Source organism: Cellulosimicrobium sp. G4 BAM 1002, from assembly GCF_057126935.1.
The window spans coordinates 2,423,255-2,438,089 of sequence record NZ_CP182109.1; the positions used below are offsets into that span (position 1 = coordinate 2,423,255).

General features: G+C 74.7%; 15 protein-coding genes. 7 read left to right on the plus strand and 8 right to left on the minus strand.

From position 1 onward, the window contains the following. Window positions 1-87: 87 nt before the first annotated feature. The 4 genes from ACMXGY_RS10930 to ACMXGY_RS10945 form a co-directional block, all read right to left on the minus strand. On the minus strand, window positions 88-1,740 hold the full coding sequence (locus tag ACMXGY_RS10930) for a pectate lyase family protein (RefSeq protein WP_483773021.1): 1,653 nt from the start codon (window positions 1,738-1,740) through the stop codon (window positions 88-90). 166 nt (window positions 1,741-1,906) lie between these two features. Continuing rightward, window positions 1,907-2,881, minus strand: a complete 975-nt coding sequence (locus ACMXGY_RS10935) for an alpha/beta hydrolase (protein ID WP_483773022.1) — start codon at window positions 2,879-2,881, stop codon at window positions 1,907-1,909. Between the two features lie 118 nt (window positions 2,882-2,999). Further along, a complete protein-coding gene (locus tag ACMXGY_RS10940; protein ID WP_483773023.1) occupies window positions 3,000-3,407 on the minus strand; it encodes a sigma-70 family RNA polymerase sigma factor family protein in 408 nt (135 codons plus the stop codon). Window positions 3,408-3,414: 7 nt separating this feature from the next. Next, complete coding sequence (locus ACMXGY_RS10945) at window positions 3,415-4,335, minus strand: RNA polymerase sigma-70 factor (protein WP_483773024.1); 921 nt, start codon at window positions 4,333-4,335, stop codon at window positions 3,415-3,417. 442 nt (window positions 4,336-4,777) lie between these two features. Between ACMXGY_RS10945 and ACMXGY_RS10950 the strand changes: the two genes are divergently transcribed. Further along, window positions 4,778-5,728: an alpha/beta hydrolase gene (locus tag ACMXGY_RS10950; RefSeq protein WP_483773025.1), complete on the plus strand. Its 951-nt coding sequence runs from the start codon at window positions 4,778-4,780 to the stop codon at window positions 5,726-5,728. Between the two features lie 77 nt (window positions 5,729-5,805). After that, on the plus strand, window positions 5,806-6,525 hold the full coding sequence (locus ACMXGY_RS10955) for an alpha/beta fold hydrolase (RefSeq protein WP_483773026.1): 720 nt from the start codon (window positions 5,806-5,808) through the stop codon (window positions 6,523-6,525). A gap of 6 nt (window positions 6,526-6,531) precedes the next feature. Here ACMXGY_RS10955 and ACMXGY_RS10960 read toward each other — a convergent pair whose 3' ends face one another. Continuing rightward, window positions 6,532-8,109 carry an ATP-binding protein gene (locus ACMXGY_RS10960; RefSeq protein ID WP_483773027.1) on the minus strand — a complete coding sequence of 526 codons (1,578 nt, stop codon included), beginning with the start codon at window positions 8,107-8,109 and terminating at the stop codon, window positions 6,532-6,534. A gap of 169 nt (window positions 8,110-8,278) precedes the next feature. On the opposite strand from ACMXGY_RS10960, the gene ACMXGY_RS10965 reads away from it, so the two are divergent. From ACMXGY_RS10965 to ACMXGY_RS10980, 4 genes are all read left to right on the plus strand, one after another. Next, on the plus strand, window positions 8,279-8,581 hold the full coding sequence (locus ACMXGY_RS10965) for a DUF1905 domain-containing protein (protein ID WP_483773028.1): 303 nt from the start codon (window positions 8,279-8,281) through the stop codon (window positions 8,579-8,581). Window positions 8,582-8,670: 89 nt separating this feature from the next. Then, entirely contained in the window at window positions 8,671-9,267 is a 597-nt protein-coding gene (locus tag ACMXGY_RS10970; protein WP_483773029.1) for a GNAT family N-acetyltransferase, read from the plus strand. Between the two features lie 33 nt (window positions 9,268-9,300). Then, window positions 9,301-9,816 carry a VOC family protein gene (locus tag ACMXGY_RS10975; RefSeq protein WP_483773030.1) on the plus strand — a complete coding sequence of 172 codons (516 nt, stop codon included), beginning with the start codon at window positions 9,301-9,303 and terminating at the stop codon, window positions 9,814-9,816. 32 nt (window positions 9,817-9,848) lie between these two features. Then, on the plus strand, window positions 9,849-10,664 hold the full coding sequence (locus ACMXGY_RS10980) for a MerR family transcriptional regulator (protein ID WP_483773031.1): 816 nt from the start codon (window positions 9,849-9,851) through the stop codon (window positions 10,662-10,664). A gap of 12 nt (window positions 10,665-10,676) precedes the next feature. On the opposite strand, the gene ACMXGY_RS10985 is transcribed toward ACMXGY_RS10980, so the two are convergent. Further along, window positions 10,677-11,531 (minus strand): SDR family oxidoreductase, encoded by an 855-nt coding sequence (locus tag ACMXGY_RS10985; RefSeq protein WP_483773032.1) that lies wholly within the window; start codon window positions 11,529-11,531, stop codon window positions 10,677-10,679. A gap of 62 nt (window positions 11,532-11,593) precedes the next feature. Between ACMXGY_RS10985 and ACMXGY_RS10990 the strand changes: the two genes are divergently transcribed. Beyond that, entirely contained in the window at window positions 11,594-12,184 is a 591-nt protein-coding gene (locus ACMXGY_RS10990) for a helix-turn-helix domain-containing protein (RefSeq protein ID WP_483773033.1), read from the plus strand. A gap of 25 nt (window positions 12,185-12,209) precedes the next feature. Here the strand turns inward: ACMXGY_RS10990 and ACMXGY_RS10995 are convergent, their stop codons facing one another. Then, a complete protein-coding gene (locus tag ACMXGY_RS10995; protein ID WP_483773034.1) occupies window positions 12,210-13,211 on the minus strand; it encodes an MvdC/MvdD family ATP grasp protein in 1,002 nt (333 codons plus the stop codon). Window positions 13,212-13,253: 42 nt separating this feature from the next. Then, a complete protein-coding gene (locus ACMXGY_RS11000; RefSeq protein WP_483773035.1) occupies window positions 13,254-14,765 on the minus strand; it encodes a trypsin-like serine peptidase in 1,512 nt (503 codons plus the stop codon). Window positions 14,766-14,835: the final 70 nt, after the last annotated feature.

Here is a 14,835-nt window from a genome sequence, read left to right on the forward strand (position 1 = left end):
CCAGTGGCCGGTCGTCGTGACGCCCCCAGCGCGTCGCGACGACCGGCCTCTGCCGTCCCAGGGGACCCGGCCGTCCGGGCAGGGTCGCTAGCCCACGCGGCGGAACGGACCCCAGGCGTCGGCACCGGGCTCCTGGCCCCGGGTCCACCACTGCGCAACCCACACCGCGCCGTCGTGCACGACCGCGTCCCCGCCGCGGAAGACCCGCGAGGACGTCCACACGGGCAGGCCGCGCTCGTCGACGGCGAGCTCCTCCCAGGGGCCCCAGGTCGAGCCCGGGGCCGTGCCGCGGGCGTACCACTGCGCGCGGACGAGCGCGCCGTCGTGCACGACCAGATCGCCGGCACCGTACGTCGTTCCCGCGTCGTACGCAGGCGCGTCGACCGGTCCGAGCCGGCCCGCACCGGCGGACGAGCGCACGATCGCCGGCACGGCCCACGTCGGGTCGATCGTCCCGTGCAGGGTCGGGGTCCAGCGGGCCGCGTCCTCGAGGCGCTCGGACTCGGCGACCGAGGCGTTGTACGTGGCGACGAGGTCGACCGGCTCGCCGTTCACCGTCGAGCCCGTCTCGAACAGCCGCTCGCCCTTGTACCGGCCGACGATGCGCGCCGGGTCCACGCCCGCGGCGAGCTCGAACGCGTTGTTCTCCGCGTAGATGCTCGAGTCGATGCCGGCTCCCCAGTAGTACTGGAAGATCCCGGCGCGCGTCTGCTCGTACAGCTCGTTGTAGACGTGCACGTCCCCGAACCGCACGCGCGGAGCGCGCTGCCCGACGTCGGTCCACCGGTTGTGGTGGTAGGTCACCTTGTGCTTGCCCGCGTCCTGGGTCCTGCTGTCGGACGAGCCGAGGATCGCCGTCTTGTCGTGGTCCGAGAAGTGGTTGTACGACACGGTCACGTGGTCGGAGCCGTGCGTGACGTCGAGCAGCCCGTCGTGGATCTCGAACGGGCGCCCGAAGACGACCGGCAGGGACGACGGCGGGTGCTCGCCGTCGTCGAACGTGCTGTGGTCGACCCAGACGTTCTCCGACGTCCACACCGAGACGTTGTCGTAGGCCGAGTTCCAGTTCCCCGCGTCCCCGTCGCCCGGGTCCCACTCCGGGAAGCAGTCGCGCGCGTCGGAGAACGTGAGGTTGCGCAGGATGACGTTGCGCGCGTCGCGGATGCGCAGGCTCGCGCCGACGATCCGGGCGTCGTCGCCCAGCCCGACGACCGTGACGTTCGACCCGACGTGCTGGAGCGTGACCTTCGCCTGCTCGGCCGCGGCCGCCACGCGCGCGTCCTCGAGCGGACCCGCCAGGTCGCCCCACCCGTACGTCGCCGGGTCGTAGGCCTCGACGTAGTCCTGCATCGAGAAGGCCTCGCCGCTGCCCGCGACAGGGACGGTGGCCGCGATCGCCTCGCAGCTCGTCCCTGCGAACGCGTCGATCACGCCGTCGACGTAGACGATCCGCGGGGTCGTGTCCGTGCGGGCGCTCGTCCCGCCGAGCGCGGCGCGCAGCTCCTCCCAGGTGTCGACGACGAAGACGTGGTCCTCGTCGGCCGTGCTGCCGCCGGTGGTCCCGTCGTTCGCGGCGCCCCAGCCGTCGTTCTCCCCGAGCACCTGCCTGCCCAGGTCGGCCGCCCCCGGGCCGCCGTGCGACGCGTCTGCCGCCGACGCGGCGCCGAGACCCACCCCCGTCGCCGCCATCACGGTCGCGGTCGCCGCTGCGAGCGGGACCGCCCATCGCCGTCGTGCCATCACCCAACTCCTTCGTCGTGGTGGGGCGGGAAACCGGTTTCTCGCCGCCTGGGGCGAGTGTGCCACGATGCAGGCGGAAAGCGCTAGCCGTCGGTGCGGCGAGCCCAGCGCTCCTGATCGGCCCTCCTCCAACCAGACGACCGTGGTGGGAGGCCTGCGCCCGGACCTAGCCCCCCGACGCCACCCGGTCCAGAGCCTCGATGCTGGCGTCGACGATCTGCGCCTGCGCGGCGGCGCGGGTCGTCGTCGGCCGCCCGTCGCCCGGCTGCTCGCCGTAGTCCGCGAAGAAGGCGTGCACGCCGCCCGGGATCTCGACGAACCGGGTCCCGGCGGGCAGGTTCGCTCGCGACGCCTCGACGTCGGAGGGGGTGGTGAGCCCGTCGTTCGTGGCCCACACCGACGTCGCCGCGACGTCCGCGGCGCTCATGTCCTCGCTCGGGTAGGACGCGTGCAGGAGCAGCCCGTCCACGCTGGCGTCGTGGCTCGCGGCGAAGGACGCCGCGACGACCCCGCCCAACGAGTGCCCGCCGACGACCCACCGGTCCACAGCGTCGAAGGCGGTCATCGCGGCCGCGGACTGGTCCGGAGCCGTGAACGCGATCCCGAGCGGCTCCTTGAGGGCCACGACCACGTGCCCCGCCTCGGCGACGGGGCGCAGCACCGCGGCCGTGGCCCGCACGTCCACGCGCGCGCCGGGCGAGTACACGAGACCTGTGGTGACCTCCGCCTCGCGCGGGACGAAGGCGATCCACCCGGACTCCTCCCGGACCTCCACGACCTCGTCGCTCCCCAGCGCCGACAGCGCAGGGCTCGTCGCCGGGAACGGTCGCAGCCAGACGACGGCCGCGGCCAGCGCGAGGAGCGCGACCAGTCCGGCGCCCGCCAGGAGCCGGCGCGCGAGCCCGCGCGCCGGCCGCGGGGCGCTCGCGCGCCGGCGCTCGTCGAGGACGGCCGTCAGCGCGACGGCGAGGCCGGCGAGCAGGCTCGCGGCCAGCACCGCCGCGAGCGCCCAGTGCTGGTGCCGGACGGTGTCCCCGGTCGTCGCCACGACCCAGACGGGGGCGGCCACGAGCGCCAGGGCCACGACGGCGCGTACCGCGCGCCGGGCGACGTCGCTGCCTCGTACGGGTGCCGTGCTCATACGTCTCCTCGGGTCGTGCGGCGCGGCCGATGCCCGGCCGCAGGTCGCCCGCACCGGTGGAGGCGCTGACACGCTAGCAGGGTCTGAGCACGCTGCTAGCGCCTCCCGCGCGGCGGGCTCAGGCGCGGTTCCACCCCTGGAGCTTCGCGGGGCTGAGGACCATCCACACCGCGGTGATCCGGTCCGACCGCACGGCGACGCTGAGCACGCCGGTCACCACGCCGTCGTGGCGGAGGACGAGACCGGCCCTCCCGTTGACCGAGCCCACCGCGACGTCCACGCCCGGTCCGGCCCGCAGGACGCGGCACAGCGCGCGGGCGGTGTCGTCGACGCCCTCGACGACGCCGGGCGTCGCCTCGGCGCTCCCCGCGGCGTCGACCCACAGGGTGACGTCCGGGTCCAGCAGCGCACGCACACCGTCCTGGCCGGGCTCGAGGCACGCGCGGTGCAGCGCACCGACGAGACGGTCGTGCCCTTCCCGATCGGAGTCGCGCCGTCCCGTCCCTCCGCCCGGTCGCGATCTCACGCCGCGCCTACGCGGACAGGGCCGCGAGCTTCTGCGGATTCATCATCCACAGCACCCGGTCGATGCCGTCGTGCGTGGCGCGGACCGTGAGCACCGCGAAGAACTCCCCGTCCCGCCGCAGCTTCATCGCCGGGTACCCGTTGACCTCGACGGGCTCGACCTCCACGCCGACCCAGAAGTGGCCGGCGAACGCGTGGTGGTACTTCGCGACGCGCGGGCGGCCCACCACCGGGAACTTCGAGGCGCGGACCGCTCCGCCGCCGTCGGAGTACGAGATGACGTCCTGGGCGAACAGGCTCTCCAGCACGGCGACGTCGCCCGACTTCGCCGCGGCCACGAACGCGGTGAGCAGGCGGCGCTGCGCCTCCGGCGCGACGGGAGCACGCCGCTCGCCCTCGCCGAGGTGACGGCGTGCGCGGCTCACGAGCTGGCGCACGCTCGCCTGCGAGTGCCCGATGATCTCGGCGATCTGCTCGTAGGGGTAGTCGAAGGCCTCGCGCAGCACGTAGGCAGCGCGCTCCGTCGGGGTGAGCTTCTCGAGGAGCATGAGGAGCGCGACCTCGAGCGCCTCCCCGCGCTCGGCGCCGAGCGTGGGGTCGGCGCTCGTGTCGACGGGCTCGGGGAGCCACGGCCCGATGTAGGTCTCGCGCCGCACGCGCGCCGACTGCGCGACGTTGATCGCGAGGCGCGTCGTCGTCGTCGTGAGGAACGCGTCGGGGTTGCGCACGGTCGACCGGTCGTAGGTCTGCCACCGCACCCACGCGTCCTGCAGCACGTCGTCCGCCTCGGCGGCGCTGCCCAGGATCCGGTAGGCGATGCCGAACAGCCGGCGACGCGCGGCGCTGAACTGCTGCTCAGCCGCACCCAGGTCCACCGCCCCGGCTGTCGCACCGGTCTCGCTCGTCGCACCCGTCGCCGCGTCGCTCACGTCCGCCATGGTCGTCCGCTCCCGTCCCCACGTCCACCCTGCCGGACGGCAGCGCGCTCCACCCCACCGACCGGGCACGCACCCGATCTGTGACAGGGCACGGCAGCAGGGCCCGAGCGACGGGTCCGGTGGCGGGTGGGACCAGCCGCGATCTGCTTGGCGCCTACCCCTCAGGGCCGCCTGAAACCCGGTGCTCCCGCTCTTGCCTCGCGACTCGACCGGACCCGTCCGGCTCGTGCCGTCGTGCTTCGTCCCCTACGACCGGGGAGACCCGCGGCGTGTGACGCGGGCCGCCCGACGGCTGCCGGGTCCGCCGTACGCAGAAGCCGCGGACGCCCGAGTCCTGCGTGACTTCTTCGTGGTGCTCGCCGGTGCCGCTCCGCACGCTGGAGGAGCACGGGGCAACCAGACCGCAGAAGCAACGCACGAAGGAGAAGACACCATGAACGAACCTGTCCTGGAACCGGAGGCGCAGGCCTTCGCCGACGCCGTCGCCAACCCCCCGTTCGTCTACGAGCTGGGCCCCGAGCGCGCCCGCCAGGTCCTGGCCGACGTCCAGGCCCAGCCCGTCGACAAGGAGGCCGTCGACGAGACATGGGTGACCGTGCCCGCGGACGACGGCACCGTCCGGGTGCGCGTCCTCACACCGCGCGGCACCACCGGACCGTTCCCCGTCGTCCTGTACATGCACGGGGGTGGCTGGGTGCTCGGCGACGCCGGCACCCACGACCGGCTCGTGCGCGAGCTCGCGGTCGGCGCCCGCGCCGCGGTCGTGTTCGTCGAGTACGACCGCTCGCCCGAGGTCCGCTACCCCGTCGCGCTCGAGCAGGGCTACGCCGTGGCGCGCTGGGTCACGACCGAGGGCGCCACGCTCCGGCTCGACGCGTCCCGCATGGCCGTCGCGGGCGACTCCGTGGGCGGCAACCTCACCGCCGCCCTCGCGCTGCTCGCCAAGCAGCGCGGCGACGTGACGTTCGTGCACCAGTCGATGTACTACCCGGTCACCGACGCCGCGCAGGACACCGCGAGCTACCGCGAGTTCAAGGACGGCCCGCACCTCACCGCGGCAGCGATGGCCTGGTTCTGGGACAGCTACCTGCCCGACGTCGACAAGCGCGAGGAGATCACCGCCTCACCCCTGCGCGCCTCGCTCGACGACCTGGCCGGGCTGCCGCCCGCGTTCGTCGTCGTCGACGAGAACGACGTGCTGCGCGACGAGGGCGAGGCGTACGCGCGCCGCCTCCTCCAGGCCGGCGTGCCCACCACGAGCCTGCGCTACAACGGCACCATCCACGACTTCATGATGCTCAACCCGCTGCGCCCGACACAGGCCACCACAGCCGCCGTCGAGCAGGCCGTCCACGTGCTGCGCACCGCGCTCGGCACCCTCTGACCGGCCGCCGGCCCGTCCCCACCGCAGCACCCGTCCCGGGAGGACCCGGGACTCACGAAGAGAGATGAGGAAGCACCATGTCCAGCACCCAGCCCATCGTCCTCCTGGTCCACGGCGCGTTCGCCGGCTCCGACAGCTGGGACGGCGTCGTCGAGCGCCTCCTCGCGCGCTCGGTCGACGTCGTCGCCCTCGCCAACCCCCTGCGCTCCGTCACGGGCGACGCCCAGTACGTCCGCGACGTGATCGCCGCGATCGGCCGTCCCGTGGTCCTCGTCGGGCACTCGTACGGCGGCATCGTCGTGACGGACGCCGCCGCGGGCAACGACGCGGTCAAGGCGCTCGTGTACGTCGGAGGGTTCGCGCCCGACGCCGGCGAGTCGGCGCTGCAGCTGTCCGACAAGTTCCCCGGCAGCACGCTCGGCGAGACCCTCATCGGCTACCCGCTCGCGAGCGGCGGCAACGAGCTGCGCATCCGCACCGACGCGTTCCCCTCCCAGTTCGCGCACGACGTCCCCGCCGACCGCGCGGTCCTCATGGCCGCCGAGCAGCGCCCGGTCACCGAGCTCGCCCTGACCGAGGGCCTGCCCGGGGCGGAGCCGGCGTGGCGCAGCGTCCCGTCGTGGTTCGTCTACGGCGAGAAGGACAAGAACATCCCGGCCGAGCTCCAGCGCTTCATGGCAGAGCGGGCGTCGGCGCGCGGCGCGCGGGAGATCGCGGGCGCGTCGCACGCGCTGTCCGTCTCGCAGCCGGCGGAGGTCGCCGCGACGATCCTCGAGGCGTTCGACTCCGTCGCCTGACCGTCGTCACCCGTCGGTCCCCGTCGCCGCGGCGACGGGGGCCGACGTCGTCCGTACGCCGGGGGCACGGCTGGTCGCGCGACGCTGCCGCCGGTACGGCGCGTGAAGGCCGGGATGCCCGGGGAGCAGGTCGAGCGGGCGCAGCGCCTCGGAGACACGGAGGACGGTCGCGTGATCGCCCCGCTCGGCCGCGCGGCGGAAAGCGGCGATCCAGTTGGGCGCCTCGTCGGCGAGCCAGACGTGCACCGCCCCACCCGGGTCGCCGGTCGCCAGCCGGAGACCTGCCCGCACCGCGGCGTCCAGGAGCCACGCGTCCGCGCGACGGCGCACGGCACCGCGGGCCTCGACGGGCTCCGCGGACTCCAGAGCCCTGCACGCGTAGAGGCGGAGCAGGTCGTGCAGCGCGTACCGGTCGTGCTCCGTGGGCCGGACGAGGCTCAGCGACACGAGCTCGTCGAGCAGCTCCTCCGTCGTCCAGAGGGACTCCTGGGCGAGCGCCGCGACGAGGCCCGTGCCGGCGTCGCGCCCGTCGACCAGCGCGAGGCGGCGGAAGAGCCGTCGCGCCGCCGGCCTGAGCTGGTCGATGGAGAGGTCGATCGCCGCGCGCACCGACAGGTCGCCCGCCTCCAGCGCGTCCAGGCGGCGGTCCGCGACGGCGAGGCGGGCGGCGAGCGCGTCGACGGTCCAGGTCGGCCGGCTCGCGAGCCGGTTGGCGGCGATGCGCAGGGCCAGGGGGACGTCGTCGCACAGCCGGGCGAGGCGCGCGAGGTCGCCGTCCGACGCCTGGGCCTGCGGGATGATGCGTGCGAGGAGCGCACGCGAGTCCTCGGGCCGCAACCGGTCGAGGTCGACGCGGACCACGCCCTCGAGCCCCGCGAGGTGCCGGCGGCTCGTGACGAGCACGGCCGCCGGGCCCTCCGACGGCAGGGCTGCGCGCACCTGCGCCTCGTCGCGCGCGTCGTCGAGCACGACCAGGACGTGGCGCCCCGCCAGGAGCTCGCGCAGGTACGCCGGGTCGTCGCCGCGCGACGCGCTCGTGCCGGCGAGCGCCCGCACGAGCCGGGACACGACGGCGCCGGGTGCTGCGGAGTCGGACACCACGGTGTCCGACGCCGTCCCGTCGAGCTCGACGAAGAGCACGTCGTCGAACTCGGCCTGGAGCCGCTGCGCCGCGCGGACGGCGAGGCTCGTCTTGCCGTACCCGGGAGGACCCGTCACGAGCACCACGGGCGGGGCGCCACGCGTCGTCACCCGCAGCGCCCGCGAGACGCGGTCCAGCTCCTCGGCCCGCCCCGTGAAGTCGGTCGCTCCGCGGGGCAGCGGGAGCCGCCAGCCGGGCTCGGGCCGGGAACGGCGGCGCCCCTCGCGCGCGGCACGCAGCACGAGCGCGCGGTCGTCGTCCGAGAGACCCAGCGCGTCCACCACCGACAGCATCGTCCGGTGCTGGGGACCGCGCGCGGCGCCGCGCTCGATGTCGCTCAGCGCGCGGTCGCTGACCCCGGACAGCTCGGACAGCCGCTCGAGCGTGAGATCGGCGGCGAGCCGGAGCCGGCGCACCGTCGGTCCGAGCGGCTCGGTGTCCATGCTCACCTCGCAGTCGTCTCGCCCGCCCGGTCTCCGTCACCCGTTCGACCGCCCGACGGCGCGTGGTGTGACACGCTCGTCCCCGCGCCTGTGCGGCCGCGACCGATGAGTTCCGGCCGCGCCCACGGTCGACCCCGCGCCCGCACCGTTCCCACCCCGAGGAGTCCACGTGCCGTTCGACCCCGTACCGCTCGACGTACCGCTCGACCACACGTTCACGGCGCCGATCGGCGTGGACGTCAAGGGCGAGACCTGGTCCTGCGTCGAGGTGCCCGGCTCGGCCGAGCTCTTCGGCACCGGCCGCGCCGTCCGCGTCGACGCCCACGTCGACGGCGTCGCGCTGAGCAACGTCGGCCTCATGGTCACGGGACGCGGCGGGCACATGCTGTCGCTCAGCGCCAAGGTCCGCAAGCAGCTCGGCAAGGACGTCGGGGACACGGTCGAGGTGCACCTCGACCGTCGCCTCTCCTGACGCCCGGGAACCCTCGCGACGTGGCGGGCCCGGGCACCGTTCCCGGAAAGCGTTCGAGACCGGGGCCTGCTCCGTGCCAGGGTGCTCCCATGACCGAGACGACCGACGTGCGCCCCGACACCCTCGAGAGGGTCGGCTGGCCCGTGGTGACCCCGCGCCTGACGGTGCGCCGCGCTCGGGTCGAGGACGCCGACGCGCTCTATGCCTACCGGTCCCTGCCCGAGGTGGACCGCTGGCTCACGCAGCGCTTCGACGACGTCGAGGTGTGGCGCGCGCACCACGCGGAGCCCGAGCGGCTGGCGAGGACGCTCGTCGTCGAGGCGGACGGCGAGGTCGTCGGCGACCTGTACCTCGCGGTGCGCGACGGGTGGGTCCAGCGCGACATCCCCGACCACCCGCACGACGACGAGGCGGAGATCGGGTGGGCGCTCGCGCCGCAGCACCAGGGCCACGGGTACGCCACCGAGGCGGTGCGCGCCCTGCTGCGCGTGTGCTTCGAGGACCTGGGTCTGCGGCGCGTCGTCGCCAACGCGTTCGCGGCGAACGAGCCGTCGTGGCGCCTCATGGAGCGCCTCGGCATGCGGCGCGAGGGAGTCGGTGTGCGCGACTCGCTGCACCGCGACCTCGGGTGGGTCGACGGCGTGGTCTACGCGCTGCTGGCCGAGGAGTGGCGCACGGGCGCTTGACCCTCACGCGACGTGAGGGCCCACGCTGGCCGCATGACCGACACGTACTCCGCCTTCGACCACTCCCCCGTCCCCCCGCCCGGCCCCGACGCCGTCGCCCCCGAGCCGTTCCGCGGCATCTACGGCATGCCGCAGTTCGTCACGATCCCGACGGCGGACCTCGCCGCCTCCACCGACCTCTGGACCCGGGGCCTCGGGTTCATCGACCTGTTCTCCCTGCCGGGCGGCGTCGTCCACCTGCGGCGCTGGGCGTTCCAGGACGTGCTGCTCGTCCCGGGCACGCCCGCGCCGGAGCTGACGGCGCTGACGGCGCTGACCGTGAGCTTCTCGTGCGTGCTCTCGCAGGTCGACGCGATCGTCACCGCGTGCGAAGAGGTCTCGCCCGGGTGCACGACCGGCCCCCGGGACATGCCGTGGGGCTCGGTCGAGGTCGAGGTCCGGACGCCCGAGAACACGCGCGTCGTCATGACCGCCGCGCGGCCGTACGACCCCGGCAGCGACGCCGCGCGCTTCATCGAGGGCATGGGGATCGGGGCGCCCGCCACGTGACCGCCGGCCCGACCTGGGCGAGACTGGAGCGCGTGACCCCACGTCCCGCGCCCCCTCGCGTCGCCGACGCGCTCACCGTCGGCGACGCGGCCGCCGCCGTCGGCGCGACGGTCCGCGCGCTGCACCACTGGGACGCCGTCGGGCTCGTGCACCCCTCGGAGCGCACCGCCGCGGGCTACCGGCTCTACTCGGCGTCCGACGTCGCGCGGCTGCGGCGCGTGATCGCCTACCGCGACCTCGGGGTCGCGCTCGAGGACATCCCGGAGCTGCTCGACGCGCGCGGGGAGGACGCGCTCGGCGCGCTGCGCCGCCAGCGCGAGCTCCTCGGCGAGAAGATCGCCCGCCTGGAGCGCACCGCGGCGGCGCTCGACCGGCTGGTCGAGGCGCGCGAGCGTGGTGTGCTGCTGACGGAGACGGAGCAGGTCGCCCTCCTCGGCGACGGGTGGGACCCCTCGTGGCCCGCGGAGGCCCGCGCGCGGTGGGGAGACACGGCGCAGTGGGCCCAGTTCGCGGAGCGCTCCGCCGAGCGCACGCCTGAAGACTGGCAGCGGGTGGCCGAGGACGTGCGGGCGTTCGAGGCCGACCTCGCGGCCGCGTGCCGCGACCGGGTCGACCCGGCCTCGCCGCGGGCCGCGGCGCTGGCCGAGCGGCACCGTGCCTCGGTCGGGGCCTACTTCGACTGCGGCCACGAGCGACAGGTGTGCCTCGGCCGGCTGTTGGTCGAGGACGACGGCTTCCGCGCGCACTACGACGGGCTGGCGCCCGGTCTCGCGCACTGGCTCCTGGCGGCGATCGAGGAGAACGCGCGCGCGCACGGCGTCGACCCGGCGACCGCCGTCTGGCAGTGAACGGCCCCGTCGCTACGTCGCGCTCGACCGCGCGGCGCGCCACAGGGCGACGAGATCGCGGGGCGGGTAGCGCAGGTACGACCGCTGGGGCCGGGTGCCGCGCACGAGCGCATCCGTCCCGCCGTCGCAGTACACGACCTGGCCGGTCGTCGAGCGGTTCTCCGCCGAGACGAGGTGAGCGATCAGGTGGGCCACCGGCGCGACGGGGCCGGGCGCCCCGAGCGGCTGCGGGAGCGCCGTCTCGAGGAGCGCCCGGTCACGCTCCCAGGTCCGCAGGACGGTCTCGGTGGCGATGATGCCGGGAGCGACGGCGTTGAGGACGACGCCTCGGCCCGCCCACTCGGGCCGCACGGCGACCGTGCGCACCCAGTGGTTCAGGGCGATCTTGCTCGACCGGTAGATCTGGCTGCCTCGCCACGTGCGGGTCAGGTGCCGGGCCGTCGCGAGCGCCCGGGCCTCGTCCCCGCGCCGGCACGCACGCACGAGCGCGCCGCTCCCGCGGTTCAGCGTCGAGGACGACGAGACGACGACCACGGCCCCGGCGGGGGACGCGGCCAGCTCTTCACGCAGGCCGTCGAGCACGTCGACGGTGCCGAAGTAGTTGAGCGCGACCGTCTCGGGCCGCGGGGCGCCCGTGCCCGCGACGGCCACCACGGCGTCGAGCCGTCCCTGGCTCCAGGTCCGCACCCGCTCCACCAGCGCGCTCCGGCCCTCCGCTGCCGCGAGGTCCGCGCGCACGTCGACGTCGTCCCCGACGCCGCACGTGATCACCTGTCCCCGCCGGGCGAGCAGGCGGGCGACCTCACGACCCAGGCCGGAGTCCGCTCCCGTGACGACGTAGCGGCGGCGTTCCGTCGAGTGCTCCATCGCCTCACCCTCTCACAAAATGCAGATCTGCATAATCCCTGCTGGCGCACTAGGCTCCTCGTATGGCGACGGAGAACGGGCAGGACGCACGACGCCGTCGCACGCACGCGGCGATCCTTGCGAGCGCGACCCGGCTGTTCGAGGAGCGGGGCTATGCGCGGACGACGGTCGCGCAGGTCGCACGCGCCGCCGACGTCTCGGACCGCACGTTCTACCTGCACTTCCCCACCAAGGAGGACCTCCTCTTCGACCACGTGCAGGCGTTCGCCGAGCTGGCCTGGCGGGCCGCGGAGGACTCGCCGTCCGCCGTCGCCGCCGACGGGGTCGCCGCCGCGGTGGGCGCGCTCGTCGACGCCGCGACGTCGGACGCCGCGCTCGTCGCCCAGGCGCGAGCCCGCGCGGCCCTCGGAAGCAGGGGCGCGCTGCCCACGTCTCTCGCGACGCGCCTGGCCGCTCTCGCCGCCGGGATCGTGGACCGCGTCAGCGGAAAGACCCGGACGCCGACTTCCGAGGTCGCGCCGATGGTGGGTGCGGCGGTCGGCGCGGTCGGGGCGGCGGGCCTCGTCCTGGCGCACGAGACCGACGACCCCGTCGCCCTCCGCAGGGGGATGCGCACCGCACTCGACGCCGCGCTCGCGGGGTTCCGCGGCTGACGCCGCGGCGAGGCCGGGCCGGCGCTCAGCCCGCGCCGGTCCGCCGCGCTCCAGGGGCGGACGCCGGGTTGCCCTCCTCGCGGTCGAGCCGGGCGAGGAGGGCCGCGAGCGCCGCCGCGATCGGCTGGCCGGTCGCGTACTCGACGAACAGCCACTGCCCGGCGGGGTTGATCTCGAGGAACACGTAGTCGCCCTCAGGCGTGCGGCGCAGGTCCACCGCCCCGTACCAGAGGCCGAGCACCTCCATCAGGCGCAGCAGCCCCGCGGTGACCTGCTCCGGCAGGTCGTGGGCCGCCGTCGGGCAGTGCTGCGTGTCGATCCGGAAGTCGTAGGCGTACCCCGACTCCTCGGTGCGCAGCTCGGCGGCGAAGACCTCGGCCCCGACGACCGTCGCCCGCACGTCCGACCCTGCGATGGCCTCCTGGAAGATGACGGGTGCGTACCGCACGCTCTCGACGAGCTCGAGGTCCGCCTCGCGCACCGGGCGTGTCTCGCGCCACGTCGCGGGCGTGCCGCTGAACGGCTTGAAGACCACGCGCCCCGGCTCGCGCCGGAGGAAGTCCCGGACCCGGTCCGGGTCGTTGGTCATGCACGTGCGCGGCACGCGCAGGCCGAGCCGCGCGGCGACCTGGAGCTGCCACATCTTGCGCGAGCCGGCCTCGTCGCGGTCGGGGTCGTTGACCCAGGTGGCGCCGAGGCACGACCACAGTCCCGACACGGCCGCGGCGATCTCCCCGTGGGCGAACCCGCGGTCCTGGGGCGAGCGGACGTCGTCGTGCAGGGCGAAGGGCTGCGGGCGGCGCCACCACATCGCGCGCAGCTCGGTGGCGTCCACGGCGCTCACGCCGTCGCCGTCGGTGTCGACCCAGTCCGCGCGCCAGCCGGCGTCGTCCTGCGTGGACGTGAGGGACACCGAGCGCGGGGCGTGCCCGGTGTCGAGGAGGACGTGGGGTGCGTCGAGCTCGTCCAGGTGGCGGACGACCTCCGTGGTGTGGAGGTCGTCCGCGTGCGACACGATGCCGATCATCGCCGGGCTCCCGGTGCGATCCGTGCGCGCGTCATCTCCGGGTCACTGCCCGGGTCCCGGCGCGGCCTGGAGCTCGGCGAGGGTCGCCTCGACGGCCTCGAGCGTCGCCCGCGCCTCGGCGACGGCCTCGACGAGCGCGCCGACGACGTCGACCCCGCCTGCGTCCGCCGCGTCCATGTCCTCCACGAGCGACTCCGCGCCCTGCACGAACGGGCGTGCTCCGGCGAGCGCCCGGGCCTGGGCGAGGCGACCGATCGCCGGGTTGACGACGGGGTCGAAGAGGTCGCCCGGGTCGAAGATCCCTTCCTGCAAGGTGTCCCCGGGTCCAGTACCGACGTCGTTCGCGAAGCCGGTCCCGACGGGGTTGTCGGCGGCGAACCGGGTGTCGGCCTGGAAGATCGAGTCCAGCGCCCGCGGCGTCCCGCCCTGGTCCCGCAGGAACGACGTGGCGACCTGGTCGGCGACCGTGTGGGAGTCGGCCTGCCGGACGGTGAGCGCGTCGACCGCACGGGCGGTGTCCGCCGCGCGGAGCGTGCCGACCTGGTCGGACGCGTTGAAGGTCTGCACGACGTCGGCCGCGAGGTTCGTGAAGATGTCGTCGCCGACGGCGGTGCGCGACCCGTGCGGCAGGGCCTGGAGCGTCGGCGAGACCGCGCGGATCCCCGCGATCGCCACGCCGAAGTTCGAGCCTGTCCCGGACGTGGTGCAGCCGCCGTTGGTGTGCACGCCGACGAGCTCGCCCGTCGGGCCGAGGATCCCCGACCCGGAGTTGCCGCCGAGCGTGTCGATGTCGTTGTAGCGGACCTGGTCGGTGGTCACGGTGGTCGCGGGACCGGCCTCGACGCGCTTCGGCATCCCGGCCGGGTGGCCGATGATCGCGAGCATGTCCCCCACCGCGGGGTTGGTGCTCGAGACGGCGGTGAACCCGTAGGTGTTGCCCGGGCTCCCGCCGACGCGCACGACCGCCATGTCGAGGCCGCCGAGCCGGTACTCCACGAGCGCCACGATCGGGAAGCTCACCTCGGTGCGCAGCATGCCGCCCGGGTCGACCTGGTAGAGCACGTTGATGTGCATGCTCGTCGCGATCTGCTGCGGCGTGACGACCTGCATCGAGCCGTTCTGCCGGGGCAGGACCCAGCCGTCGGCGCTCTGGTCGAACAGGTGCCCGCACGTGAGCACGAGGTCGGGGGCGATGAGCGTGCCGGTGCCCCACCGCACGCCGTCGACGGTGCCGGGGTTCGTGAAGACGCCGCCCAGCCCGCTGTTCCACTGGACCTGCACGGCCTGCTTCTGGTGGGTGTTCACGAACGCCTGGGTGACGCCCAGCGTGCCGTCGTACTGCTCGACGGGCTGGGAGTCGTCGGTCGCCCCGCAGATGGACTCGAGCATCTCCCCGTACGTGGGCTCGTCGCCCGCGATGGACTCGAGCGTCAGCGGGATGCGCTCCGGGAGCGGCGGGAAGAGCGCGTCGACCGTGTCGGGCGTCTCGGGCACCGGGCGGCGCACCGTTCTCGATGTCGTCTTCCTCGGCGTCGACTTCTTCGTTGCGGCCATGGGTCCCCCTCAGGTTCGGTCCCCTGCACCGGGAGGGAGGCCACGCGGCGCGCTCCCGTGGCACGCGGGC